At 68.0% G+C, this 22,863-nt stretch carries 27 protein-coding genes; 12 read left to right on the top strand and 15 right to left on the bottom strand.

Annotation, left to right across the window (positions count from 1 at the left end):
* Positions 1 to 107: 107 nt before the first annotated feature.
* The gene (rpsG, locus tag SGRAN_RS01485) at positions 108 to 578 is read right to left on the bottom strand and encodes a 30S ribosomal protein S7 (protein WP_067108789.1); all 471 of its coding nucleotides are present in this window, start codon (positions 576 to 578) and stop codon (positions 108 to 110) included.
* A gap of 75 nt (positions 579 to 653) precedes the next feature.
* Positions 654 to 1,025, bottom strand: a complete 372-nt coding sequence (gene rpsL, locus SGRAN_RS01480) for a 30S ribosomal protein S12 (protein ID WP_067108793.1) — start codon at positions 1,023 to 1,025, stop codon at positions 654 to 656.
* Between the two features lie 326 nt (positions 1,026 to 1,351).
* Between rpsL and SGRAN_RS01475 the strand changes: the two genes are divergently transcribed.
* The 4 genes from SGRAN_RS01475 (at position 1,352) to SGRAN_RS01460 (ending at position 5,634) form a co-directional block, all read left to right on the top strand.
* The gene (locus tag SGRAN_RS01475) at positions 1,352 to 1,867 is read left to right on the top strand and encodes a DNA-deoxyinosine glycosylase (RefSeq protein WP_067180114.1); all 516 of its coding nucleotides are present in this window, start codon (positions 1,352 to 1,354) and stop codon (positions 1,865 to 1,867) included.
* Between the two features lie 10 nt (positions 1,868 to 1,877).
* Positions 1,878 to 2,567 carry a pyrimidine 5'-nucleotidase gene (locus SGRAN_RS01470; protein ID WP_067180111.1) on the top strand — a complete coding sequence of 230 codons (690 nt, stop codon included), beginning with the start codon at positions 1,878 to 1,880 and terminating at the stop codon, positions 2,565 to 2,567.
* On the top strand, positions 2,564 to 3,406 hold the full coding sequence (gene dapD / locus SGRAN_RS01465; protein WP_067180108.1) for a 2,3,4,5-tetrahydropyridine-2,6-dicarboxylate N-succinyltransferase: 843 nt from the start codon (positions 2,564 to 2,566) through the stop codon (positions 3,404 to 3,406). Before SGRAN_RS01470 ends, dapD begins: the two co-directional genes overlap by 4 nt.
* Positions 3,407 to 3,540: 134 nt before the next feature.
* A complete protein-coding gene (locus SGRAN_RS01460; RefSeq protein ID WP_067180106.1) occupies positions 3,541 to 5,634 on the top strand; it encodes a TonB-dependent receptor in 2,094 nt (697 codons plus the stop codon).
* A 28-nt stretch (positions 5,635 to 5,662) separates the two neighbouring features.
* Here SGRAN_RS01460 and gpmA read toward each other — a convergent pair whose 3' ends face one another.
* Positions 5,663 to 6,349, bottom strand: coding sequence for a 2,3-diphosphoglycerate-dependent phosphoglycerate mutase (gene gpmA, locus SGRAN_RS01455; protein WP_067180102.1), 687 nt, complete (start codon positions 6,347 to 6,349; stop codon positions 5,663 to 5,665).
* Positions 6,350 to 6,540: 191 nt separating this feature from the next.
* On the opposite strand from gpmA, the gene SGRAN_RS01450 reads away from it, so the two are divergent.
* Positions 6,541 to 7,002, top strand: a complete 462-nt coding sequence (locus SGRAN_RS01450) for an Hsp20 family protein (protein WP_067180099.1) — start codon at positions 6,541 to 6,543, stop codon at positions 7,000 to 7,002.
* 79 nt (positions 7,003 to 7,081) lie between these two features.
* Here the strand turns inward: SGRAN_RS01450 and SGRAN_RS01445 are convergent, their stop codons facing one another.
* The 11 genes from SGRAN_RS01445 to SGRAN_RS01395 form a co-directional block, all read right to left on the bottom strand.
* Positions 7,082 to 8,203 (bottom strand): M14 family metallopeptidase, encoded by a 1,122-nt coding sequence (locus SGRAN_RS01445; protein WP_067180096.1) that lies wholly within the window; start codon positions 8,201 to 8,203, stop codon positions 7,082 to 7,084.
* Positions 8,200 to 8,826: a DUF4136 domain-containing protein gene (locus SGRAN_RS01440; protein ID WP_067180093.1), complete on the bottom strand. Its 627-nt coding sequence runs from the start codon at positions 8,824 to 8,826 to the stop codon at positions 8,200 to 8,202. Before SGRAN_RS01440 ends, SGRAN_RS01445 begins: the two co-directional genes overlap by 4 nt.
* Positions 8,827 to 9,000: 174 nt before the next feature.
* On the bottom strand, positions 9,001 to 9,648 hold the full coding sequence (locus tag SGRAN_RS01435) for a cell wall hydrolase (RefSeq protein ID WP_067108815.1): 648 nt from the start codon (positions 9,646 to 9,648) through the stop codon (positions 9,001 to 9,003).
* A gap of 195 nt (positions 9,649 to 9,843) precedes the next feature.
* Positions 9,844 to 10,227: a DUF1491 family protein gene (locus tag SGRAN_RS01430; RefSeq protein WP_311880357.1), complete on the bottom strand. Its 384-nt coding sequence runs from the start codon at positions 10,225 to 10,227 to the stop codon at positions 9,844 to 9,846.
* Positions 10,228 to 10,350: 123 nt separating this feature from the next.
* Positions 10,351 to 10,815, bottom strand: coding sequence for a PTS sugar transporter subunit IIA (locus tag SGRAN_RS01425; RefSeq protein ID WP_067108822.1), 465 nt, complete (start codon positions 10,813 to 10,815; stop codon positions 10,351 to 10,353).
* Between the two features lie 149 nt (positions 10,816 to 10,964).
* A complete protein-coding gene (hpf, locus tag SGRAN_RS01420) occupies positions 10,965 to 11,537 on the bottom strand; it encodes a ribosome hibernation-promoting factor, HPF/YfiA family (RefSeq protein ID WP_067108823.1) in 573 nt (190 codons plus the stop codon).
* 44 nt (positions 11,538 to 11,581) lie between these two features.
* Positions 11,582 to 12,274, bottom strand: a complete 693-nt coding sequence (gene dnaQ / locus SGRAN_RS01415; protein ID WP_067180090.1) for a DNA polymerase III subunit epsilon — start codon at positions 12,272 to 12,274, stop codon at positions 11,582 to 11,584.
* A gap of 20 nt (positions 12,275 to 12,294) precedes the next feature.
* Positions 12,295 to 12,918 carry a dephospho-CoA kinase gene (gene coaE / locus SGRAN_RS01410; protein ID WP_067108824.1) on the bottom strand — a complete coding sequence of 208 codons (624 nt, stop codon included), beginning with the start codon at positions 12,916 to 12,918 and terminating at the stop codon, positions 12,295 to 12,297.
* Positions 12,915 to 13,742: a shikimate dehydrogenase gene (aroE, locus tag SGRAN_RS01405; protein ID WP_067186793.1), complete on the bottom strand. Its 828-nt coding sequence runs from the start codon at positions 13,740 to 13,742 to the stop codon at positions 12,915 to 12,917. Before aroE ends, coaE begins: the two co-directional genes overlap by 4 nt.
* On the bottom strand, positions 13,739 to 14,338 hold the full coding sequence (locus tag SGRAN_RS01400; RefSeq protein WP_067180088.1) for a Maf family protein: 600 nt from the start codon (positions 14,336 to 14,338) through the stop codon (positions 13,739 to 13,741). The genes aroE and SGRAN_RS01400 overlap by 4 nt, the downstream gene beginning before the upstream one ends.
* Positions 14,335 to 15,153, bottom strand: coding sequence for a pyruvate, water dikinase regulatory protein (locus SGRAN_RS01395; RefSeq protein WP_067108827.1), 819 nt, complete (start codon positions 15,151 to 15,153; stop codon positions 14,335 to 14,337). The genes SGRAN_RS01400 and SGRAN_RS01395 overlap by 4 nt, the downstream gene beginning before the upstream one ends.
* A 335-nt stretch (positions 15,154 to 15,488) precedes the next feature.
* On the opposite strand from SGRAN_RS01395, the gene hemE reads away from it, so the two are divergent.
* From hemE to SGRAN_RS01360, 7 genes are all read left to right on the top strand, one after another.
* Positions 15,489 to 16,517 (top strand): uroporphyrinogen decarboxylase, encoded by a 1,029-nt coding sequence (gene hemE / locus SGRAN_RS01390; RefSeq protein ID WP_067180084.1) that lies wholly within the window; start codon positions 15,489 to 15,491, stop codon positions 16,515 to 16,517.
* A 4-nt stretch (positions 16,518 to 16,521) separates the two neighbouring features.
* Positions 16,522 to 16,971, top strand: a complete 450-nt coding sequence (locus tag SGRAN_RS01385; RefSeq protein WP_067180081.1) for a CopD family protein — start codon at positions 16,522 to 16,524, stop codon at positions 16,969 to 16,971.
* A gap of 379 nt (positions 16,972 to 17,350) precedes the next feature.
* Positions 17,351 to 18,607, top strand: a complete 1,257-nt coding sequence (rho, locus tag SGRAN_RS01380) for a transcription termination factor Rho (protein ID WP_067180078.1) — start codon at positions 17,351 to 17,353, stop codon at positions 18,605 to 18,607.
* A gap of 9 nt (positions 18,608 to 18,616) precedes the next feature.
* On the top strand, positions 18,617 to 18,910 hold the full coding sequence (locus SGRAN_RS01375; RefSeq protein WP_067180075.1) for an antibiotic biosynthesis monooxygenase family protein: 294 nt from the start codon (positions 18,617 to 18,619) through the stop codon (positions 18,908 to 18,910).
* A gap of 2 nt (positions 18,911 to 18,912) precedes the next feature.
* The gene (locus SGRAN_RS01370) at positions 18,913 to 19,635 is read left to right on the top strand and encodes a TerC family protein (protein ID WP_067186791.1); all 723 of its coding nucleotides are present in this window, start codon (positions 18,913 to 18,915) and stop codon (positions 19,633 to 19,635) included.
* A 457-nt stretch (positions 19,636 to 20,092) separates the two neighbouring features.
* Positions 20,093 to 20,653 (top strand): hypothetical protein, encoded by a 561-nt coding sequence (locus SGRAN_RS01365; protein ID WP_210434187.1) that lies wholly within the window; start codon positions 20,093 to 20,095, stop codon positions 20,651 to 20,653.
* A complete protein-coding gene (locus SGRAN_RS01360; RefSeq protein WP_237233679.1) occupies positions 20,650 to 21,036 on the top strand; it encodes a DUF1489 domain-containing protein in 387 nt (128 codons plus the stop codon). The genes SGRAN_RS01365 and SGRAN_RS01360 overlap by 4 nt, the downstream gene beginning before the upstream one ends.
* Positions 21,037 to 21,257: 221 nt before the next feature.
* On the opposite strand, the gene SGRAN_RS01355 is transcribed toward SGRAN_RS01360, so the two are convergent.
* Positions 21,258 to 22,850 carry an FMN-binding glutamate synthase family protein gene (locus SGRAN_RS01355; RefSeq protein ID WP_067180066.1) on the bottom strand — a complete coding sequence of 531 codons (1,593 nt, stop codon included), beginning with the start codon at positions 22,848 to 22,850 and terminating at the stop codon, positions 21,258 to 21,260.
* Positions 22,851 to 22,863 lie beyond the last annotated feature (13 nt).

The raw sequence follows: 22,863 nt of genomic DNA, 5'->3' as shown, positions 1-22,863 counted from the left end.
TTTGGGGGAGGCTTTGGGGCCGCCCCCGATATAGGAAGATGTGTTACGATTGCGAGACGCGCGATGCGTCCGCGCGCTTAATCAGCGGAGGCCAACCGGCCCCGCCGTTACCAGCGGTAGTGGCTGAAGGCGCGGTTGGCCTCGGCCATGCGGTGCGTGTCCTCGCGCTTCTTCACCGCGTTGCCGCGATTGTTCGACGCGTCGAGCAGCTCGCCCGACAGGCGCGCGGCCATCGTCGTCTCGCTGCGGTTGCGCGCCGCGGTGATCAGCCAGCGGATCGCCAGCGCCTGCGCGCGGTCGGGGCGGACCTCGACGGGGACCTGGTAGGTCGCACCGCCGACGCGGCGGCTGCGGACCTCGATGCTCGGACGGATGTTGGCGAGCGCTTCGTGGAACACGCCGAGCGGTTCCTTCTTCGCGCGGGCCTCGACCGATTCGAGCGCGCCATAGACGATGCGTTCGGCGACGGACTTCTTGCCGTCGAGCATGACGCTGTTCATGAACTTGGACAGCACGACATCCCCGAAACGGGGGTCGGGCAGGATTTCGCGACGTTCGGGACGGCGACGACGAGCCATGGGATATTCCTTTGCAACAGCATCCCGGCGCAAGGCGCTCGCGGGACGATCAAATAGCGATGAGGAGGCGGTGCCTTACTTCGGCCGCTTCGCGCCGTACTTCGAACGGCTCTGCTTGCGGTCCTTCACCCCCTGGGTGTCGAGCACGCCGCGCAGGACGTGATAGCGCACGCCGGGAAGGTCGCGCACGCGGCCGCCGCGGATCAGCACGACGCTGTGTTCCTGCAGGTTGTGGCCTTCGCCGGGGATGTAGGAGATGACCTCGCGCTGGTTGGTCAGGCGAACCTTGGCCACCTTGCGGAGCGCCGAGTTCGGCTTCTTCGGGGTCGTCGTATAGACACGGGTGCAAACGCCGCGCTTCTGCGGGTTCGCTTCCATCGCCGGGACCTTGGACTTCGCCTTCTGCGGCGTCCGGCCCTTGCGGACCAGCTGGTTGATCGTGGGCATGAATGCTTCACCTTTTCGTGTCCGCATCCCTCCGTTTCAGGGGGGAGCGAACGGTTACTCTACCGCGGTGGATGAAGCTTCGTCCCGTCGTGAGAAAGGCCGACCTGATAACAGCAAAAGACCCCGGCGGATCGCTACGATCTTCCGGAGGCTCCATCCGCGCCAGCAATGTTCAAGCGCTGTTGTGACTCGAAAGGACGGACATCCGCCGTTTTCGAACCGGGCGCCCCTAGCGGCGATTCCCCTGCCGGTCAAGAAGAACCGTCTTGCGCCGATCGCGTCGCTGCCGGCTTGTCGGCGCGCCATTCCGCCGATAGCCCCGCCGCATGACCGCGACGCGCCACGCCAGCTTTGCCCCGCACGTCGCCGCCGACGCGCGGCTGCTGATCCTCGGCAGCCTGCCCGGCGCGCGCTCGCTGGCCGAGCGGCAATATTATGCGCATCCGACCAACCAGTTCTGGCGCCTGCTCGGCGCGGTGATCGACCGGCCGCTCGCGCTGCTGCCCTACGATCAGCGGCTCGCCGCGCTGCGCGCCGCGCACATCGGCCTGTGGGACGTGATCCACAGCGCCGAGCGGCGGACCAGCAGCGACGGCGACATCCGCGAGGCACGGCCGCATGATCTCGCCGCGCTGGTCGCGACGCTGCCCGACCTGCGCATGATCGGATTCAACGGCGGCAAGGCCGCGGCGATCGGACGGCGGCAACTGCCGCCGCTGCCCGGCGTGACGCTGATCGACCTGCCGTCGAGCAGCGCCGCCCACACCATCGGCTTCGACGCGAAGCTCGCGCGCTGGCGGGCGCTCCGCGCCGCGCTTGCCGCCGCCGCCCCGAAGCCCTAAGCGCCGCGCCATGGCCCCGCCCCCTCCTCTGCCCATCGACCATATCGACAGCTGGATCTTCGATCTCGACAACACGCTCTACCCGCCGTCGGCGAAGCTGTTCGACCTGATCGACGCGCGCATGGGCGCCTTCATCATGCGGCTGCTGGGCTGCGACGCCGCGGAGGCGCGGCGGGTGCAGAAGCGCTATTTTCACGATCACGGCACGACGATGGCGGGGCTGATGCGCCATCACGGCGTCGATCCCGAGGATTTCCTGACCGACGTCCACGCCATCGCGCTCGACCGCATCGGCCCCGACGCGCGGCTGCGCGCCGGGCTCGCCCGGCTGCCGGGGCGGCGGCTGGTGTTCACCAATGCCGATGCCGACTATGCCGCGCGCGTGCTCGACGCGCGCGGGATCGCCGACCTGTTCGACGGCATCTGCGACATCCGCGTCACCGGCTATGCGCCCAAGCCCGACACCGCCGCCTATGCGGCGATGATCGGCCATCTCGGCGTCGACCCGGCGACCAGCCTGTTCGTCGAGGACATGACGCGCAACCTGACCCCGGCAAAGGCGCTGGGAATGACCACCGTGTGGCTGGACAACGGCAGCGAAAGCGGCCATCGCGACCACCGGCCGGAGCATGTCGATTTCCACGTCACCGACATCGCCGACTGGCTCGACAGCTTGCCGCAATCTTGGGGATTTTCATGACGACCGACCTGCAGAAGACGATCGAGGCCGCCTGGGATGCGCGCGACACGGTGGGCGTGACGACGCGGGGGCCGGTGCGCGACGCGGTCGAGGCGGCGCTCGGCGGGCTCGACGACGGCAGCCTGCGCGTCGCCGAGCGCGACGATGCCGGAACATGGCAGGTCAACCAGTGGCTGAAGAAGGCGGTGCTGCTGTCCTTTCGTCTCAATGACATGGCGCTGATCGAGGGCGGCCCCGGCGGCGCGACCTGGTGGGACAAGGTGCCGTCGAAATTCGCCGGCTGGGGCGACAACCGCTTCCGCGACGCGGGCTTCCGCGCGGTGCCGGGCGCGATCGTCCGCCACGGCGCGCATATCGGCAAGGGCGCGGTGCTGATGCCCAGCTTCGTCAACATCGGCGCGCGCGTCGGCGAAGGAACGATGGTCGACACCTGGGCGACGGTGGGAAGCTGCGCGCAGATCGGCGCGGGCGTCCACCTGTCGGGCGGCGCCGGGATCGGCGGCGTGCTCGAACCGCTGCAGGCCGGCCCGGTGGTGATCGAGGACGGCGCCTTCATCGGCGCCCGCGCCGAGGTTGCCGAAGGGGTGATCGTGCGCGAGGGCGCGGTGCTGTCGATGGGCGTCTACCTCGGCGCATCGACCAAGATCGTCGACCGCGCGACGGGTGATGTGTTCGTCGGCGAGGTACCCGCCTATGCGGTGGTCGTCCCCGGCTCGCTGCCCGGCAAGCCGCTCCCCGACGGCAGCCCGGGTCCGTCGCTCTATTGCGCGGTGATCGTCAAGCGTGTCGATGCGCAGACGCGCGCCAAGACCGCCATCAACGAGCTGCTGCGCGACTGACGCCGCGACCCTCCGCCCGCCGCCCGTCGACGCCCGACGGGCGTTGGTAGACAAGCGCGTGCACCCTCCCTATTGCGAACTATTCGCATGAAGCGCGCGACCTCCTCGTCGAGGGCTGCGACGGGGGAGGAAAAGTGCCAGCCTGGATTCGCATCTCTTCGATCGCCGTGACGGCGTCGTTGTCCGCCCTGCCCGCCGCCGCGCAGGAGGTGACGGGCGACGACCCGCCGCCGATCGCCACGCCCGTCGCGGGCGCGCAGCGCTACACGCCCGGCGATCTCGCCCGGTTCGCACCGCGCACCGCGCTCGACATGGTCGAGAAGGTTCCCGGCTTCCTGATCGTCACCGGCACCAACGGCGGCGAGCGCGGGCTGGGGCAGGCGACCGAGAATGTGCTGATCGACGGCGAGCGGATCGCCAGCAAGGCGACCGACGCACGCACGGCGCTGGCGCGCATCGCCGCCAGCGACGTCGCGCATATCGACATCGTCGACGGCGCCAGCCTGAACGTGCCGGGGCTGACCGGACAGGTCGCCAATGTCGTCCTCGTCGCCGGCCGCCAAGGCGGCGGCGGCTTCAAGACGACGCTGCGCTGGCAACCCGAATGGCGGTCGCGGCTCGCGAACAACTGGCTGAACGGCGAGATTTCGACGACCGGGCGGATCGGCGGCACCGGCGTGACGCTGAGCCTGAAGAACGAAGCGACGCGGCAGGGGCATTGGGGCCCGGAGCGCGTGTTCGACGGCGCCGGCGCCCTGCGCTTCGTGCGCGACGAGCACGCCAGCTATTATAACGATCCGCCGCGCCTGTCGGCGGCGCTGACGCGCACGACGGCGAACGGCAACAAGTGGAACGCCAGCGTCGGCGGCCAATTGCAGCGGATCGACAACCGCACCCGCGGCGAATCGGTCCAGCCGGGCATCGGCCGGGTCGACGAACTGTTCACCGTGACCGAGGACGAATATAACTACGACATCGGCGGCGATTACGAACTCGGTCTCGCCGGCGGGCGGCTCAAGCTGATCGCTCTCTACCGGTTCGAGCACAGCCCCTTCGTTGATACCTTCATCGTCGATCGCGCGGTGGGCGGGCGCAGCGGCGAACGCTTCAGCCAGACCGCCGACGAAGGCGAATCGATCCTGCGCGGCGAATATGGCTGGCGCACCGCTGGCGGCACCGACTGGCAGGTCGCGCTCGAAGGCGCCTACAACACGCTCGACGTCGATGCCGAATATGCGCTGCTCCAGGCCGACGGCAGCTTCCTTCCCGTCGCCTTCGGCGGCGAGCGGACCGAGGTCGAGGAAAGGCGCGCCGAAGCGTCGCTGACCTGGGGCCGGGCGCTGGCGCCCAACCTGACCGCGCAGCTCAACCTCGCCGCCGAATATAGCGAACTGACCTCGTCGGGGCCGGGCGGGCTGACGCGGCGCTTCGTCCGGCCGAAGGGCAAGTTCGCGCTCGCGTGGAAGGTCGGGCCGGCGACGACGATCAACTGGCTGCTCCAGCGCCGCGTCGACCAGCTCGACTTCTTCGATTTCGCCAGCTCGGTCGACGTCGCGAACAATCAGGGGAACACGGGCAACGGCGAACTCGTCCCGCCCATCGTCAACCGCACCGAGCTGGAAGTGGTGCAGGACATGGGCCGCTGGGGCCATGCGTCGATCGCTCTCGCCTATGCCTATGCGCAGGATCTGGTCGACCAGATCCCGCTGTCGCCGAACGAGGAGGGGCGCGGCAACCTGCCGCCCGCGCATCTCTATCGCATCACGACCAAGGGGACGCTGCTGCTCGATCCGCTGGGGTGGCGCGGCGCGCGGATCAACGCCGACGTCACCTGGCGACGCAACCGCGTGCGTGACCCGCTGACCGGCGCGTGGCGCGAGCAGAGCTTCGGGCAGGATTATATCGCCGACCTCAGCCTGCGCCACGACGTGCCGGGAACCGATTTCGCCTGGGGCGGCGGCTATTCGGACGAGCGCCTCAGCCCCGGCTTCCGGCTCGACACGATCCGGCGCGAATATACCGCCGGCCCGTTCGTCACCGCCTTCGTCGAGCACAAGAATGTCGCGGGCTTCACCGTCAAGCTGTCCTACCGCAATCTCGCGGAGCAGAAGGACGGCTACGACCGCACCGTCTTCGTCGACCGGCGCGACGGCCCCGTCGCCTTCGGCGAAAGCCGGCGGCGCGCCTATGGCCGCTATTTCCAGCTCACCGTGACGGGCCAGATATGATCCGCCCCGTTCGCGGCGCGGGGCCGGCTCAGCGCTCGCTCAGATAATAGCGTTCGCCCGGCGTCAGGTCGGCCGCCAGATCATAGACGATCGGCTGGCCGGTCGGGATTTCGAGGCCGGTGATATCGGCATCCGAAATGCCCGACAGATGCTTGACCAGCGCGCGCAGGCTGTTGCCGTGTGCCGAGACCAGCACCGTCTTTCCGGCCTTGAGTTCGGGCACGATCGCGCTTTCATAATAGGGCAGGACGCGCGCGATCGTGTCCTTCAGGCTTTCGGTCGCGGGCACCGCGATCCCGGCATAGCGCGGATCGTGCGACAGGTCCCACGGCGAGCCCGGGTCGAGCGGCGGCGGCGGGACGTCGAAGCTGCGGCGCCAGATCTTCACCTGATCGTCGCCGTGCTTCGCCGCGGTCTCGGCCTTGTCGAGCCCGGTCAGCCCGCCATAGTGGCGTTCGTTCAGATGCCAGTCCTTGGTGACCGGCAGCCACAGCCGCCCCATCGCCTCGAGCGCGAGGTTCATCGTCTTGATCGCGCGCGTCTGGACCGAGGTGAAGCCGACGTCGGGCGCGATGCCCTTCGCCTTCATCAGCTCGCCCGCCGCCCACGCCTCGGCTGCGCCCTTTTCGGTCACATCGACATCCCACCAGCCGGTGAAGCGGTTCTCGAGGTTCCACTGCGACTGGCCGTGACGGATGAGGATGAGCTGCGGCATGGTCTGTCCTTCGGCTGGAGGGGATTCGCGGCCCCCTTAGCGCGGCTTTTCGCGGAACGCCAATGCCCCCTTGAAATGGTTTCGGCCGTTACCAGATTGATCGCATCCGGTCGCCGGAACGGGACCGGACGGTGGCCGCGGCGGGTTTTGCCGCAGCCCCATGACTTCGCTTGGAAAGGAAGGAATGACCCATGCGCAACAGTTTTGACTGGACCCCCTATCGCCGCTCGACCGTCGGTTTCGACCGGCTGTTCGATTTCCTCGAGAGCAGCGGCTCGGCGGAAAATTATCCGCCCTTCGACATCGAGAAGGTCGCCGACGATCATTTCCGCATCACCATCGCGGTCGCCGGCTTCAAGGAAGACGAGATCGACATCACCGCGCAGCAGAACATGCTGGCGATCACCGGCCGCAAGGCGCCCGCCAGGGAAGGCGAGGAGCGCAAGCTGCTCTACAGCGGCATCGCGACGCGCGCCTTCGAGCGCCGCTTCCAGCTCGCCGACTTCGTGCGGGTGGACCGTGCCGACCTCGCCGACGGGCTGCTGACCATCGATCTGGTGCGCGAAGTGCCCGAGGCGATGAAGCCGCACAAGATCGCGATCGGCGACAGCAAGCCGACGCTGGTCGAGAACGGCAGCAAGCAGGCGGCCTGACCCGCCCGCTCATATCCTTGTGCCCCTCCCTCTCGGGGCATGACGAACGGGGCCCGGTCTTCCGGGCCCCGTTTTCGCACTACAGCATCCGGTCGAGCGTCTCGAGGCACGCGCGCGCCAGCAGCTTGGAACGGTCGGGCGACCAGCCCTGCACCGGGTCGGGCAGGTCGCGGTTGTCCTTGAACGGCATCTCGATCGTCATCGACACCGCGCCATGGCGTTCGGCGAGCTGGGTCGTCGACATCGACAGATTCGCCTGCCCCGGCGCCGAACTCTCGTACCCCAGTTCGGTCTGGAAATCGGGCGTCGCGGCGGCGAGCGCGGCCTGGAAGGCGAGGAATTTTTCCTGCTGTTCGGGCTTCAGCGACGGAATGCCCTCGAACCCCGCGAGGAAGACCGCGGGAATCGCCTCGTCGCCGTGGACGTCCATCGCCCAGTCGACCCCCGATTCGTCCATCGCATTGCGGACGCACAGCACCTCGGGGCTGCGCTCGGCGGACGGCGCGTGCCATTCGCGGTTGAGGTTCACCCCGGCATGGTTGGTGCGCAGGTGGCCGCGGCGCGAGCCGTCGGGATTCATGTTGGGCACGATGTGAAAGCGGCACTTGCGCCGCAACGAGCGGCCATGCGGGTCGGCGGGATCGGTGAGCATGTCGAGCGCGCCCTCCATCCACCATTCGGCCATGCTCTCGCCCGGATGCTGGCGCGCATAGAGCCAGACCTGCACCGGCCCCTCGCCCATTTCGAGGCAGTCGATCGGCTGCCCCTCCAGGCTGGTGCCGAGGCAGCGATAGGCGACGCCTTCGCATTCGGCGGCCGAGGCGATCAGGTCGTGGTGCCGCTCCATCGAATAGGGCGCGAAATAGGCGATCCACAGCAAGGGCCCCTCGGCCGTGTGGCGAATCGTCAGCGTGCCGCCATCGGTTTGAGCTTCATAGCCGGTGTCGAGCCGGAACCAATGTTCGCGGTCATAGCTCGCGCAGGCGGCATAGCCCGGCCAGCCGTCGGGATAGGCCGAATCGGCAAGGCCGGTGATCGCCAGGTCGAGCGCATCGCCCGCGGCGCAGGCGACGCGGAAATGGAACCACTGGAAAAAGTCGGACTCGCGGTCCTTGCGAATCGAGAGGCGGGCGGACGTGCCGGCGAGCGACTCCACGACGATATTGCCGCTGTCGAAAGCGGCGTTGATGCTGATGGTCATGGCACCGTGATAGTGCGTCCCGATTCGCCGGGGAACCCCCTGAATAGGGCCTCGGCCAGTTTGGCCGCGGCAAGCGATGGCTGCGCCGCGGGCGCCTTCACCGGCACCGCGGTCAGCGCGCGCCCTTCCCACAAGGCCTGCCCGCTCGCCCCGTCGTCGATGCGCACGCTGAGCTGCAGGTCCTGCATCTGCCGCGCCCCCCCGCCGAGGTTGAGGCCGATGCCGAGCCCGACGCCCGAGCCGTAGCTGCCCGTCGAGCCGCCGACGCCGACCGACACCGGCGACCGCTTGCCCGCGGTCTGCCGGTCGCTGCGGTCGAAGCCGATGCGGACCTTCAGCGGCGCCGCCGCACCCGAATCGGCCGCGACCAGCCCCAGAAGCTGCAATTGCCGCTCGACCGCGGTGCGATAGCTCGCCCATTCGAGCGACGGCTGCGCCGAACCGATCGTCGCCGCCGGATCGCCGAGCGGCGCGGGATCGACGGCATAGCGCGTCCCCGGCGCCCAGCCGGCGGCGGCATTGGCGTGAAAGCGGGTGACCTCGACCGGCGGCACCGCCGTTGCGCAGCCACCGAGAGCAAGCGCCGCTGCGGTCCGCAGGGCGACGGAAGAAAGACGCGTCATCGCCGCACCATGCGCGATGAAACATGGCTTGGCAATGAACGGCGCGCAGCGGTGGACGGCCGGATCGAATATGGCTGCAAAGACCCCAATCCCCTCCCGCAAGCGGGAGGGGAGAAGATGGCCGCACCGAACCCGAACGAACCCGCTGCCCATGCAGCGGCGCCCCGGTCCGCCTCAGCGATAGAAGATGTGATTGTCGATCGCGGCGATGCGCGTCTTGCGCCAGCCCGGCGAAACGTGGCGCGCATGGAAGAAGAGTGCCCCCGGCGCGCGGTTCGACCAGCTGCCGTCGCGGGCGATCTGCGCGATCGAGACCGCGTTCGCCCATTGCGCGCCTTCGCGGATCTTCGGCATCCGGCCGCCGCGGACGAAGCTGAACTGGCTCTTCTGATGGACGACGCCGCACAGGCTGGTCGGGAAACGGCCCGACTTGGCGCGGTTGATCACGACATGCGCGACCGCGAGCTGGCCGGCGAGCGATTCGCCGCGCGATTCGAAATAGACCGCCCCGGCGAGGCAGCGCAGTTCGGGGTCGAGCTCGGCCGGGCGCGGCGTCGCCGCGACCAGCGCGGCGAGCGAATCGGCCTGCGGCGCCGGCTCGTCCTGTTCGTCGATCGTCTCGGGGGCTTCGACCGGAGAAACCGGATCGGTCGAAGCTGTCGCCATCTCCGCTTCCGGCGCCTCGGCGGCGGGCAGGGTGATGGCGGGCGGGCTCGCGTCGGCAATCAGGTCGCTCGCGAAGCCCGGTTCGGCCAGAACCAGCATGGCAAGGGCGGTCATGCCCACGGCGGCCGTGCTGGCGGCGTTCAGAATGCGACTCATAAGGTCCGTCAAAAGGGCGGCTGAGGAACCGAACCATGACAAACAGGTGGGGGGTCATCGACCCGATACCGCCTGCGGTCCTCATCCGACTGCGTGTCCGAACCGTTCGACCGGGCGCGTCGGACAAACCGATGCAACCCGCGGGACGACCTACGCGTTAAACGTGCGGGCGACCTATTGTGCGGTGCAACAGAGTCAAGTTAACGCGCCCCACTCCGCGACGAGTCGTGGCGCATCCGCGATATCCAGTTCGACGATCCACAGGTCGGGATCGGCCTTTCGCCGCCGCTCGCAATAGTTTTCGCGCTCTTCACCATCGGCCGGTCCGACCGCTTCCCAGCGATAGCCGCCATCGAGCGCGAAGCGCCGTTCGAGCAGCGGGCCCGGCCGGCCGCGGTCGCTGCACTGGACCAGGATCGCCCCCGCATCGGCGTCGCCGCGCGCGAGGACGGCCGCGAAACCGCCCGCCGCCTGCGCCTCGCGCAGCAGCAGGTCGACGAGGAAGCGGCTTTTCAGCCGCGGCATCGGATCGGCCGGGAACGATAGCGGGCGCGGCCGGGTGCCGCCTCTTTCCGGCAAGGAAGCGTTCCCCGGCGAAAGCCGGGGTCCACGGGTCGCAGCACGACATCCACGGAATTCCGGCTTTCGCCGGGAAGCCCGCGCTTGCGGGCCCGCAAGCCGTATGGGCCGGCGCCGACGGCGTCAGGCCGCGTCGCGCGTTTCGGTGTCGGCGAGCAGCGCATAGAGCGCTTCGTCATTCTTGGCGCCGCGCAGCCGTTCGGCGACCTTTTCGTCGCGCAGCATCCGCGACACGCCCGCCAGCGCCTTCAGATGATCGGCGCCGGCGTCGAGCGGCGACAGCAGCACGAACAGCAGGTCGACGGGCAGGCCGTCGACCGACTGGAAGTCGATCGGCCGCGCGAGTTGCAGGAACAGGCCGCGTACCCCCGACAGGTCGGCCAGCTTGGCGTGCGGCAGCGCGATGCCGCGCCCGAAGCCGGTCGAGCCGAGCCGTTCGCGTTCGAGCAGCGCTTCGCTCACCTCGCCGGCGTCGAGCCCGAGCGCGCGGCTCGCAAGATCGCCGATGTAGGGAAAAAGCGCCTTCTTCGAATCGAGCTGGACGTGCGCGCGCACCGTCGCGGGATAAAGAAGGGAAGAAAGGTTCATCGGTCTTGTCAAATCTGCATGGTCGCGGGGCAACGCCGTCCCGCCGTCCTGATGGCAACGATCACGGATCGGTCGTAAGGCCCCGCCATCCGGGTTCAGGGCTTCGTTGGGCGCGGCCCTTAGGCCGGATGGCGGAGAAAATCCAGCCCCTATTGCGGTTCGACCCATCCGATCGTGCCGTCGGAGCGGCGATAGACCATGTTGTAGGTGTCGGTCCGGCTGTTGAGGAACAGCAGCGCATTGGTGTTGCGAAGGTCGAGCATCATCACCGCGTCCGACACGCTGCTGGTCGGCACGTCGACGCGCGTTTCGGCGATGATCGCCGGGGCGTCGCCCGCTTCCTCCTCCTCGCTGCCGGCCTCGAACACGGTGTAGCCGGCATTGCCCCGGATCTCGTCGAGGGTCGGCGACGGCTGCGTCGGCGTGCCGCGATCCTTGAGCCGTCGCATATAGCGCCTCAACTGCTTCTCGATGCGCTCGGCCGCATTCTCGAAGGCGACATGCGCATCCTGCGCCTGTCCATGACCCTTGAGGACCAGCCCCTGCATCACATGCGCGACGATGTCGCACTGGAAGCTGTCGTGCGGCCCCTTGCCGAAAATCGCATGCGCGCCGATCGCTCGAGAGAAATATTTGTCGGCAATCGCGTTCATCCGGTCCGAAACACGCGCTTGCAGCGCTTCACCGGTTTCGATCTGGTGGCCAGAGACGCGGATTTCCATCTTTCTTCTCCTTCCAGTGTCGGTGACGGCGCTGGGAGCCGCCGTCACGGGCTATCGTGCCACAAAGGTTGATTGAGTGCGGCGACGAATTCGGCATGGCGCGCCAGCTCGACCGCGGTGGCGGCGTGCGGGCGCGGCTCGCGAAACGGGCGGGACGGGGCGGCGGGTCGCATCGACAGGCCCGCCGCCATCGCGGCGGACTCGGCGCCCAGACCAAGCCCGATCTGCCGGCCGCCGGTCATCTCGATATAGAGGTGGGCGAGCAGCTCGGCGTCGAGCAGCGCGCCGTGCTTGATGCGGTGGCTGCGGTCGATGCCGTAGCGGGTGCAGAGCGCGTCGAGGCTGTGCTTGGCGCCCGGATGCAGCTTGCGCGCCATCTGCACGGTGCAGCACATGCGGGCGAGGTCGAGCGCCGGACGCCCGACGCGTTCGAGCTCGGCGTTGATGAAGCCGAAGTCGAAGACGGCGTTGTGCGCGATCATCGGCGCGTCGCCCAGGAATTCGAGCAGCTCGTCGGCGCGCTCGGCGAACAGCGGCTTGTCCGACAGGAACTGGATCGACAGGCCGTGCACCGCCTCGGCCTCGGGCGGCATGTCGCGTTCGGGATGGAAATAGGCGTGAAAGGTCCGGCCCGACTCGCGGCGATCGACCAGCTCGATGCATCCGATCTCGACCAGTCGATGTCCCGATCTGGGGTCGAGCCCCGTGGTTTCCGTATCGAAGATTATCTCGCGCATCTGATGATCCAATCTGGACCCTATCGGGCGCGGAAACAAGAGGTGATGGCCCGAATCTGGCGATGCGTCTCGCTTTTCGGACGGCCGGTTTCGATGACGAAGTCGGCGCGCGCGCGCTTGACCCGGTCGGGCACCTGCAGATGGCGGATCGCCTTGAATTTGGCGTTGGTCATGCCGGGCCGGCGCAGCACGCGCTTGCGCTGCATCCACAGCGGCGCGGAAACGACCGCGATCGCCCCGACGCGGTGCCAGCCGCCCTTTTCGAACAGCAGCGGGATGTCGAGCACGACGACGGGGCGCGCGCGGTGCCGCGCCAGGAAGCGCTTCTGCGCGCGACCGACCGCGGGGTGGACGATCGCCTCGAGCGCCGCGAGTTCGTGCGGGTGGCCGAGGACGCGCGCGCCCAGCTTCTGCCGGTCGACGCCGCCCGGCCCTGTGGTGCCGGGAAAGCGCGCCTCGATCGCCTCCACCAGCGCGCCGCCCGGGCCCTGCAGCCGGTGCACCTCGGCGTCGGCGTCGAACACCGGCACGCCCTCGCGCTCGAACATCGTCGCCGCGGTCGACTTGCCCATGCCGATCGACCCGGTGAGGCCGAGGATGAAGGGACGGCGCAGCCGCGAGCCGGGGCGCTTGTAATGCGTCATGCGGTCAGCAGCGCGCGCAGTTCGTCGTCGCGGCCCTCGGGCGGCGGGCGGCCGAAGAACAGCTCGAAGGCGAGCGCCGCCTGCCCGATCAGCATGTCGAGCCCGTCGACCGTGTCGAGCCCGCGCGCCTCGGCGGCCGCAAGCAGCCCGGTCCGCAGCGGCGCATAGACGAGGTCGTAGACGATCGCCCCCTCGGGCAGCGGCGTCAGATCGAGATCGAGCGGCGGCTGGCCGGTCATGCCGAGGCTGCTCGCATTGACGAGCAGCGCTGCCGGCGGCAGCGGCGCGTCGAGCGCGACGACGTCGCCCTTGAGGCCGAACGTCACGAGCAGGCCCATCGCTTTCAGCGGAGAGCGGTTCAGGATCGTCACAGGGCCGACGCCCGCGCGGGCAAGCGCGAACAGCACCGCACGCGCCGCTCCGCCGGCGCCGACGACCGCGACCGGCGCGCCCTCGAGGTCGAGTTCGGCAAGCGGCGCATAGAAGCCCGCGGCGTCGGTGTTGGTGCCGATCAGAGCGCCGTCGGGCTGGCGCACCACCGTGTTCATCGCGCCGATGGTGCCGCGGATATTGCCGGGGTCGTCGACCAGATCCATCACCGCAACCTTGTGCGGAATGGTGACGTTGCAGCCGCGCCAGTCGGGATCGGCGCGGCGCTCGGCGATATAGGCGGCAAGGCCGTCGGGGCGGACATGCGCGCGCCGGTAATCGCCCGCGATGCCCAGCGCCTCCAGCCAGAAGCCGTGGATCAGCGGCGACTTCGAATGCGCGATCGGATCGCCGATCACCTCGGCGTAAGGGGGCGCATAGGGGATTCCGCTCATGCCGGCGCCAGCCCGGCGGCGCGCAGCCATGCCATCAGCGGCAGCATCGGCATGCCGACGATGGTCCAGGGGTCGCCTTCGACCCGGTCGAACAATTGCACGCCCGCTCCCTCTATCTCATAGCAGCCGACGGTCCAGCGGATGCTGTCCCAGTGGCGCGCCACATAGGCGGCGATGAAGCCCTCCGACAAGGGGCGCATCCACAGCTTCGCCTCGCCGACCGCGCGCCACACCGGCGCGCCGTCGCGCGCGGCGACCGCGGCGCTGAACAGCCGGTGCCGCGTTCCCGCCATGCGGCGCAGGTGCGCGGCCGCCTCTTCCGGGCTTTCGGGCTTGGCCAGCATCGTCCCGTCGTCGAGCGCGAGGGTCGAATCGGCGCCGATCACCGTGACGCCGGGCAGCCGCGCCGACACCTTGATCGCCTTCGCCTCGGCCAGCGCGTCGGCGATGTTGCGCGGCGTCTGCCCGGCCGCGCGCAGCGACGCGGTCAGCGCCTCCTCGTCGACATGCGCGGGGGTGGTCTCGAACGCCAGCCCGGCGGAGCGCAGCATCGCGGCGCGCCCGCTGCTCTGCGAGGCAAGGACCAGTTCCGTCATGCGGCGCGCCCCGCGCGATCCTCGGCGAGCTGGATCACCGCCGCGGCGGTCTCCTCGATCGAGCGGCGCGTCACGTCGATCACCGGCCAGTCGTTGTCGGCGAAGATGCGGCGGGCATAGGCGATCTCGGCCTTCACCCGCTCCTCGTCGACATAGGCGGTCTCGGGCACCTGATTCAGCGACAGCAGCCGGTTGCGCCGCACCTGCACCAGCCGGTCGAAACTGGTGGTCAGCCCGACGACCAGCGGGCGCTTCAGCGTGAACAGCGCCTCGGGCGGCGGCGATTCGGGGACGATCGGGATGTTCGCGGTCTTGTAGCCGCGATTGGCGAGATAGATGCTCGTCGGCGTCTTCGACGTGCGCGACACGCCGGCGAGCAGGATGTCGGCTTCCTCCCAATTGTCCCAGCCGATGCCGTCGTCGTGCGCGACGGTGAACTGGATCGCCTCGACCCGCGCGAAATAGGCCGCATCGAGCACATGCTGCCGTCCGGGGCGCGCCTTCGCTTCCTGTCCCAGCATCCGCGACAGCGCATCGGTGACCGCGTCGAGCGCCGGGACGAGCGGCAGCCCCTGCGCGCCGGCGCGCCGCTCGAGGCTCGCGCGCAGGTCGCCGTTGACCAGCGTGAACAGGATCATCCCCGGGCTCGCCTGCACCTCCGCCATGATGCGGTCGAGATGCGATTCGGAGCGGACCATCGGCCAGAAATGGCGCACCACCTCGACGTCGTCGAACTGGGCGATCGCCGCCTTGGCGATATTTTCGAGCGTCTCGCCGGTGGAATCGGATATGAGGTGCAGGTGGAGCCGGTCCATCGCCCTTCTTGTCCCCGCGCCGCCCGAAAAGGCAAGCGGCGAAGCATCGCGGGCCGGCTGTGGACAAGTCCGGCACAAGCCGGGGGGCGAAGCGGGACAGCGATTCCATCCCCGGCCGCGCCGATTCCGTCCCGCCGTTTATCCACAGGGGACGAATCTTGTCCACAGGCTGTGAAGAACGGGGACGACCGCCACCGACTCCGCGGCGGACGGCGGCGGCCGGGGAGTCAAGATGTTGGCAAAAGGGGCGCCTGCGCCTAAAGCGCACTTATCCGCCCGCCAACAATCCACCACAATCCATTTATACTTGTTTTGATAGAAGAAAGAGGGGCCGCGTGAAGGCGACACCGAAGAGCTTGCTGGCGACGCTGCGCGGGGTGCGGCAGGAACGGCCGCCGCTGTGGCTGATGCGCCAGGCGGGCCGCTATCTCCCCGAATATCGCGCCCTTCGCGAGACCAAGGGCGGCTTCCTCGAACTCTGCTACGATCCCGAGGCGGCGGCCGAAGTGACGCTGCAGCCGATCCGGCGCTTCGGCTTCGACGGCGCGATCCTCTTTTCCGACATCCTCGTCGTTCCGCACGCGCTCGGGCAGAATCTGTGGTTCGAGGCAGGCGAGGGGCCGCGCCTCGCGCCCGCGCTCGTCGACACGACGCTCGCCGCGCTCGAAGCGGCGCCGCAGCGGCTCGACCCCGTCTATGCGACCGTCGCGCGCGTCGCCGCGGCGCTGCCGCCGGAGACGAGCTTCCTCGGTTTCGCGGGCAGCCCGTGGACCGTCGCCACCTATATGGTCGCGGGGCAGGGGTCGAAGGACCAGGCTGCGGCGCGGCGCATGGCTTTCGGCGATCCCGCGGCTTTCCAGGCGATCGTCGACGCGATCGTCGAGCTCAGCGTCGCCTATCTGTCAGGACAGATCGAGCAGGGGGTCGAGGCGGTGCAGCTTTTCGACAGCTGGGCCGGCAGCCTGTCCCCCGCGCAGTTCGAACGCTGGGTGATCGCTCCCAATGCCGAGATCGTCCGCCGGTTGAAGGCGCTGCATCCCGATACGCCGGTCATCGGCTTTCCGAAGGGCGCGGGTGGCAAGCTCGCCGCCTATGCAGACGAGACCGGCGTCGATGCGATCGGGCTCGACGAGACGGTCGATCCCGCCTGGGCCGATGCGGCGCTGCCCGCGCATCTGCCGGTGCAGGGCAATCTTGACCCGCTCGCGCTCGTCGCCGGCGGCGCGGCGCTCGACGCGGCGGTCGACCGCATCCTTGCGGCTTTCCCCGATCGCCCCCATATCTTCAATCTGGGCCATGGCATCGTGCCCGATACGCCGATTGCCCATGTCGAACATCTGATCAGGCGCGTGCGAGGCGGGTAGGGCAATGACGGACTGGGTCGGATTTCTGGGGGCGACGATGCTGTGGATGAAGGCGGCGCACGTGATCTTCGTCATCTTCCTGATGGCGGGGCTGTTCATGATGCCGCGCTTCTTCATCTATCATCACCAGTGCGCGGTGGGGTCCGAAGAGGACCGCAAATGGATCGAGCGCGAGGACCGGCTGCGCCGGATCATCCTCAACCCCTCGATCATCCTCGTCTGGGTGTTCGGCCTGCTGCTCGCCTTCAACGGCGGCTATTGGAGCGAGGGCTGGTTCCACGGCAAGCTGCTGCTCGTGCTGCTGCTCTCCGGCTATCACGGCTGGCTGGTCGGCTATTTCAAGAAGCTGCGCAAGGGCGAGCGCCCGCTCAGCGAAAAGCGGCTCCGCCTGCTCAACGAGGTGCCCGGCATCGCCGCGGCGATCATCGTCATCCTCGTCATCGTCCGGCCCTGATCGGGCAAGAGCAGGGAATCGCCGGCTACGATCGAGGCTGGCCCCGCAATTATCGCACCTTGACCGTGCAGCGACGGTTCCCCGGCGAAAGCCGGGGTCCAGATGGCATGGCGCTGCAAGCGATTGCGACGCGGGCCGAAGTCATCGCCTCGCCTCGTCCGACGCGACCGCCATGCCGCCGCCCGATTGCCCCCGATCCGACTTGGCCCGATTGACTTGGGCAAAAGCCGGATATAGGGGCCGATCAACCCCGTCCCGCGCGGGCGGCGCGTCGTGCGCCGATGCTATCGTGAACGGTCGTCCCCCGACCGGATAGGCGCATCCGGTGCGCTGAATTGCCATATCCCTGTCCCGAATTTCATTTCTGGAAAATCCATCCATGCATCTCAAAGAACTCAAGACCAAATCGCCCGCCCAACTCGTCGAAATGGCCGAGGAACTGGGCGTCGAGGGCGCATCGACGCTGCGCAAGCAGGACCTGATGTTCTCGATCCTCAAGGAACTCGCCGAAGAGGGCGAGGAAATCATCGGGTCGGGCACGATCGAGGTCCTGCCCGACAGCTTCGGCTTCCTGCGCAGTCCGGAGGCCAATTATCTCGCCGGCCCCGACGACATCTACGTCTCGCCGAACCAGGTCCGCAAATACGGCCTGCGCACCGGCGACACGGTCGAGGGCGAGATTCGCGCGCCGAAGGACGGCGAACGCTATTTCGCACTCACCAAGCTGACCGCGGTCAATTTCGACAATCCCGAAGCGGTGCGCCACCGCGTCAATTTCGACAATCTGACGCCGCTCTATCCGAACCAGAAGCTGTCGCTCGACGCGCTCGACCCGACCGTCAAGGACAAGTCGGCGCGCGTGATCGATCTCGTCAGCCCGCAGGGCAAGGGCCAGCGCGCGCTGATCGTCGCGCCGCCGCGCACCGGCAAGACGGTGCTGCTGCAGAACATCGCCAAGGCGATCACCGACAATCATCCCGAGGTCTATCTGATCGTCCTGCTGATCGATGAGCGGCCCGAGGAAGTCACCGACATGCAGCGCAGCGTCAACGGCGAGGTCGTCTCCTCGACCTTCGACGAGCCCGCGACGCGTCACGTCCAGGTCGCCGAAATGGTGATCGAGAAGGCGAAGCGCCTCGTCGAGCACAAGAAGGACGTCGTCATCCTGCTCGATTCGATCACCCGCCTCGGCCGCGCCTACAACACCGTGGTTCCCAGCTCGGGCAAGGTGCTTACCGGCGGCGTCGATGCCAATGCGCTCCAGCGGCCGAAGCGCTTCTTCGGCGCTGCGCGCAACATCGAGGAGGGCGGCTCGCTCTCGATCATCGCGACCGCGCTGATCGACACCGGCAGCCGCATGGACGAGGTGATCTTCGAGGAGTTCAAGGGCACCGGCAACAGCGAGATCGTGCTCGACCGCAAGGTCGCCGACAAGCGCATCTTCCCCGCGCTCGACGTCGGCAAGTCGGGCACCCGCAAGGAAGAGCTGCTGGTCGAAAAGGACAAGCTGTCGAAGATGTGGGTGCTGCGCCGTATCCTCATGCAGATGGGCACCGTCGACGCGATGGAATTCCTGCTCGACAAGATCAAGGATTCGAAGACCAACGAGGATTTCTTCGAGTCGATGAACCAATAGGCCGCGCGGATGGCCGTCGTCGAACATGCGCTGCTTCCCGTTCGCGCCGGAAGCGAGGCCGCGTTCGAGGCGGCCGTCGCGCAGGCGCGGCCGTTGATCGAGGCGTCGCCGGGCTTTATCTCGCTCGAGATCCGCCGTCCGGCGGGAACCGGACAGCCCTATCTGCTGTTGGCATTGTGGGAGTCGGTCGCCGATCATCGCGATGGCTTCCGCCAGTCCGACCGCTACCGGCAATGGCGCGCATTGCTGCATCCTTTCTATGACCCCGTTCCCGAGGTCAGCTATTTCGGAGACCCGCTGTGATCCTGGAAATCCTAGCTCAAGCAGGTGCCGTCGCCGCCACGGGCTTCGGCGGACCGGGCGGCATCTGGGCGCATATCGTCAACGATTTTTCGAACATCACCGAACCCGCGGCGCTGTCGGCCTTCCTGCAGGTGCTGATGATCGACATCGTGCTGGCGGGCGACAATGCGATCGTCGTCGGTGCGCTCGCGGCCGGCCTGCCGGCGGACCAGCGGCGCAAGGTGATCTTCATCGGCGTCATCGCGGCGCTGGTGCTGCGCATCGCCTTCGCGCTGATCGTCACGCAACTGATGCAGATCGTCGGGCTGATCTTCGTCGGCGGCCTGCTGCTGATCTGGGTGGCGTGGAAGATGTGGCGCGAACTGCGCGCCGGCGCCCATTCCGCGGGATCGCCCGAGATCGAGGGCGACGAGCATTCGGGCCTGAAGCCCGCGAAGAGCTTCCTCGGCGCCGCCTGGGCGGTCGCGATCGCCGACGTCAGCATGAGCCTCGACAATGTCCTCGCGGTCGCCGGCGCGGCGCGCGAGCATCCCGGCATCCTGATCGTCGGGCTGATCGTCGCCGTCGCGCTGATGGGCATCGCCGCCAACATCATCGCCAAATATATCGAGCGCTATCGCTGGATCGCCTATGTCGGGCTGGCGGTGATCCTCTATGTCGCGGTCAAGATGATCCATGAAGGCTGGGTCGACCCGAGCGTCGGCGTCGGCACGCTGTTCGGCTAGACTCCGATGACTTTGGATTGACCACTTCGTCATTGCGAGCGGAGCGAAGCAATCCAGGGCGGCCTGCGCCCACTCTGGATTGCCGCGCGGCTTCGCCGCTCGCAATGACGATTCCGTCCGATGTCATCCTGCTCCATGGCCGGTGGGGAATCGGGGTTCGGCACAGCGTCTCCCTTCGTCACCCTGAACTTGTTTCAGGGTCCATGGTCTGCCCTTCCCATTTGCGCCGCCTCTCATTCAAGGACAGACCATGGCCCCCCGGATCGGGTCCGGGGCAGGCTCTGAAACAAGTCGGCATATATCCTCTTCAGGCCAGTCGAGCGCTGTTCCCCGGCGAAAGCCGGGGTCCAGATGGCACAGCGCTGCCAAGCATGGACCCCGGCTTTCGCCGGGGAACGGTTCCTTATCGAAAGGGGATCATTGCCAGACAAGATCAGGGTGACGGAAAAGAGAAACCGTGCCGAACCCCGATTCCCCACCGGCCATGGACAAGGCCGCCGCGCCGTTTCATTCTCTGCCGATGGCGGACGATGCGATGGTGCCGATTGCGTGGATATTGGGACGCGGAGAGATGCTGGCCGTCGCCGCCATGCTCGATGCGGCAGGGATTATCGTCCATGTCGGCGGCGAGCATTATGCGAGCGTGTCGCCCGAGGTGCTGGCGATCGGCGGCTTTCGACTGACCGTTCCCGCCTGGCAGTATGGGGACGCCTCGGCGGTGCTGTCGGAGATGCTCGCGGCGCGCGCGCCCGAGCCCAACGGTCATGCGGCGCGCGCCCTCGGGCGGTTCGCCCTGGCGGCGGCTGGGGCGCTGGCTCTGTTCTCGCTGCCGTCCCTGTTGGTCTTTGGCCTGAAACCCTTGCTCGCGATCCTTTCCGCGCCGCTGCTCCTGTTGCAGGTGCCGGTCAACATGGACGGACGGAGCGAATATCATTTGCGTGCGGCCCCGCTTCCGACGTGTGCCTTGAACCAGCCGCGATCGCGCCCATTTTGGTTTTCATGCCCCAGCTCCACATGACCCGCGTCGCCGTCGGATGCCCCGATTATCCGTCGCTCGCCGCGCGGATCGCGGCATGGGACGAGGGGGGCGAGGTGCGTTTCACGACGCGGATGCGGCCGAAGCGCGCCGACGAGCTGATCGGCGGCAAGCTGCATTTCATCATCCGGCACACGCTCGTCGGCCGGGTCGAGATATTGCGCTTCGAGGATCGCACCGACGGGCGGCTCGACATCGTCTGCGTGGCGAAGCTCGAGCGCGTGCATCCGCAGCCGAAACGCGCGCATCAGGGCTGGCGCTACCTGGCCGACGCCGATGCGCCGGCGAGCGCCGAGGACGGCAGCGGCGTCGCCGACCTGCCGCCGCACCTCTATCGCGAACTGGCCCAGCTCAGCCTGATCTAGGGCGTCGTGCGTTAAGCAGGAACGCGATTTTGCTCTCGTCGTCACCCCGGACTCGATCCGGGGTCCCGCTTTTCCTGCTGACTTTGGATTGACCTCTTTCGTCATTGCGAGCGGAGCGAAGCAATCCAGGGCGGTTCGCGCACGCTCTGGATTGCTTCGCTCCGCTCGCAATGACGCGTCTTTCCCACGTCATCATGATCTGGCGCACGATGCTCCGGCCTTTATCCCGGCGTTCCCTCCATCGCCGCCCCAAAGCTGTCGGCGCGCGCCATCGCCCAGTAACGGGCGCTTGCGACCGACCCCGGATCGTCGAGCAGGATGCCGCGCGGATAGAAATTATAGATGCGGTCGATCGAATCCGAGCGCGCCGAATTGAGCCGCTCGTGCAGATGGTGCGGGCGGATCTGCCACGGGCTGTCGAGCCCCATCGCACAGCTGATGTCCCATAGCGCCGAGACGGTCGCGGCCTGGAAGCGGTGGACGCGGGCCGCCTTGTCCTCGACCACCAGCCCGCGCTGGCGGCCCGGGTCCTGCGTCGCGACCCCGGTCGGGCACAGGTCGGTATGGCAGCGCAGCGACTGGACGCAGCCGAGGCTGAACATGAAGGCGCGCGCGGCATTCGACCAGTCGGCGCCGAGCGCGCAATGGACCGCGAGTCCCGCGCCCGAGTGGACCTTGCCCGACGCGGCGAGGCGGATCTCCTCCTTCAATCCGCAACCGACGAGTGCGTTGCGCACGAAGATCAGCCCCTCACGCAGCGGCATGCCGACGCGGTTCGAGAATTCGACCGGCGCCGCGCCGGTGCCGCCTTCGGCGCCGTCGACGACGATGAAATCGAGCCGGATTCCGGTTTCGAGCATCGCCTTCATGACGGCATAGATTTCGTGCGGCTGGCCGACGCACAGCTTGATGCCGACGGGTTTGCCGCCCGACAGCTCGCGCAGCCTCGCGGCCCATTCGACCATTTCGATCGGGGTGGCGAAGGCCGAATGCGCGGCGGGGGAGATGCAGTCCTCCCCCTCCGGCACGCCGCGCGTCGCGGCGATCTCGGCGCTGACCTTGGCGCCGGGCAGCACGCCGCCATGGCCGGGCTTGGCGCCCTGGCTCAGCTTGATCTCGATCATCCTGACCTGATCGTCCTGTGCGCGGTCGCGGAACCGGGCGGGGTCGAAGCGGCCGGTCGCGTCGCGGCAGCCGAAATAGCCGCTGCCCAGTTCCCAGACGATGTCGCCGCCGTGGATGCGATGATAGGGGCTGAAGCCGCCCTCGCCGGTGTCGTGATAGAAGCCGCCCCGGCGGGCACCGAGGTTGAGCGCCTCGATCGCCTTCGCGCCGAGCGAGCCGAAGCTCATCGCCGAAATGTTGAGCAGTGCGGCGTCATAGGGCCGCGAACATTGCGCGGTGCCGACGCGCACCCGCTGCGTCCGGTCGGCGGCGACCACGGGCGCGATGCTGTGGCTCATCCATTCATATTCGTCCGAATAGACGTCGAGTTCGGTGCCAAAGGGATGCGCGTCGAGATCGCCCTTGGCGCGCGCATAGACGATGTCGCGCTCGCTGCGGGTGAAGGGGCGCCCGTCGAACGGGCTTTCGACGACATAGGCATAGAGGAAGGGACGCAGCGCCTCGAACAGCCAGCGGATATGCGCGATCAGCGGATAGTTGCGGCGCAGCGTATGGCGCCGCTGCCCGGCGTCGTACAAGGCGACGACGAGCAGCGGCACCCACAGGATCAATGTCCAGCGCGCCGGCCCCCACCACGCGGCAAGCGCGATCGCGGCGCAAAGGACGGGAAAGGCGATCCAGCGAAGCATCGGACGGCCGCGC

Source organism: Sphingopyxis granuli (genome assembly GCF_001559015.1).
GTDB classification, from domain to species: Bacteria; Pseudomonadota; Alphaproteobacteria; order Sphingomonadales; family Sphingomonadaceae; genus Sphingopyxis; species Sphingopyxis granuli.
The sequence above is the reverse complement of the archived record's forward strand: the minus strand, read 5'-3'. Positions and strand labels throughout refer to the sequence as shown.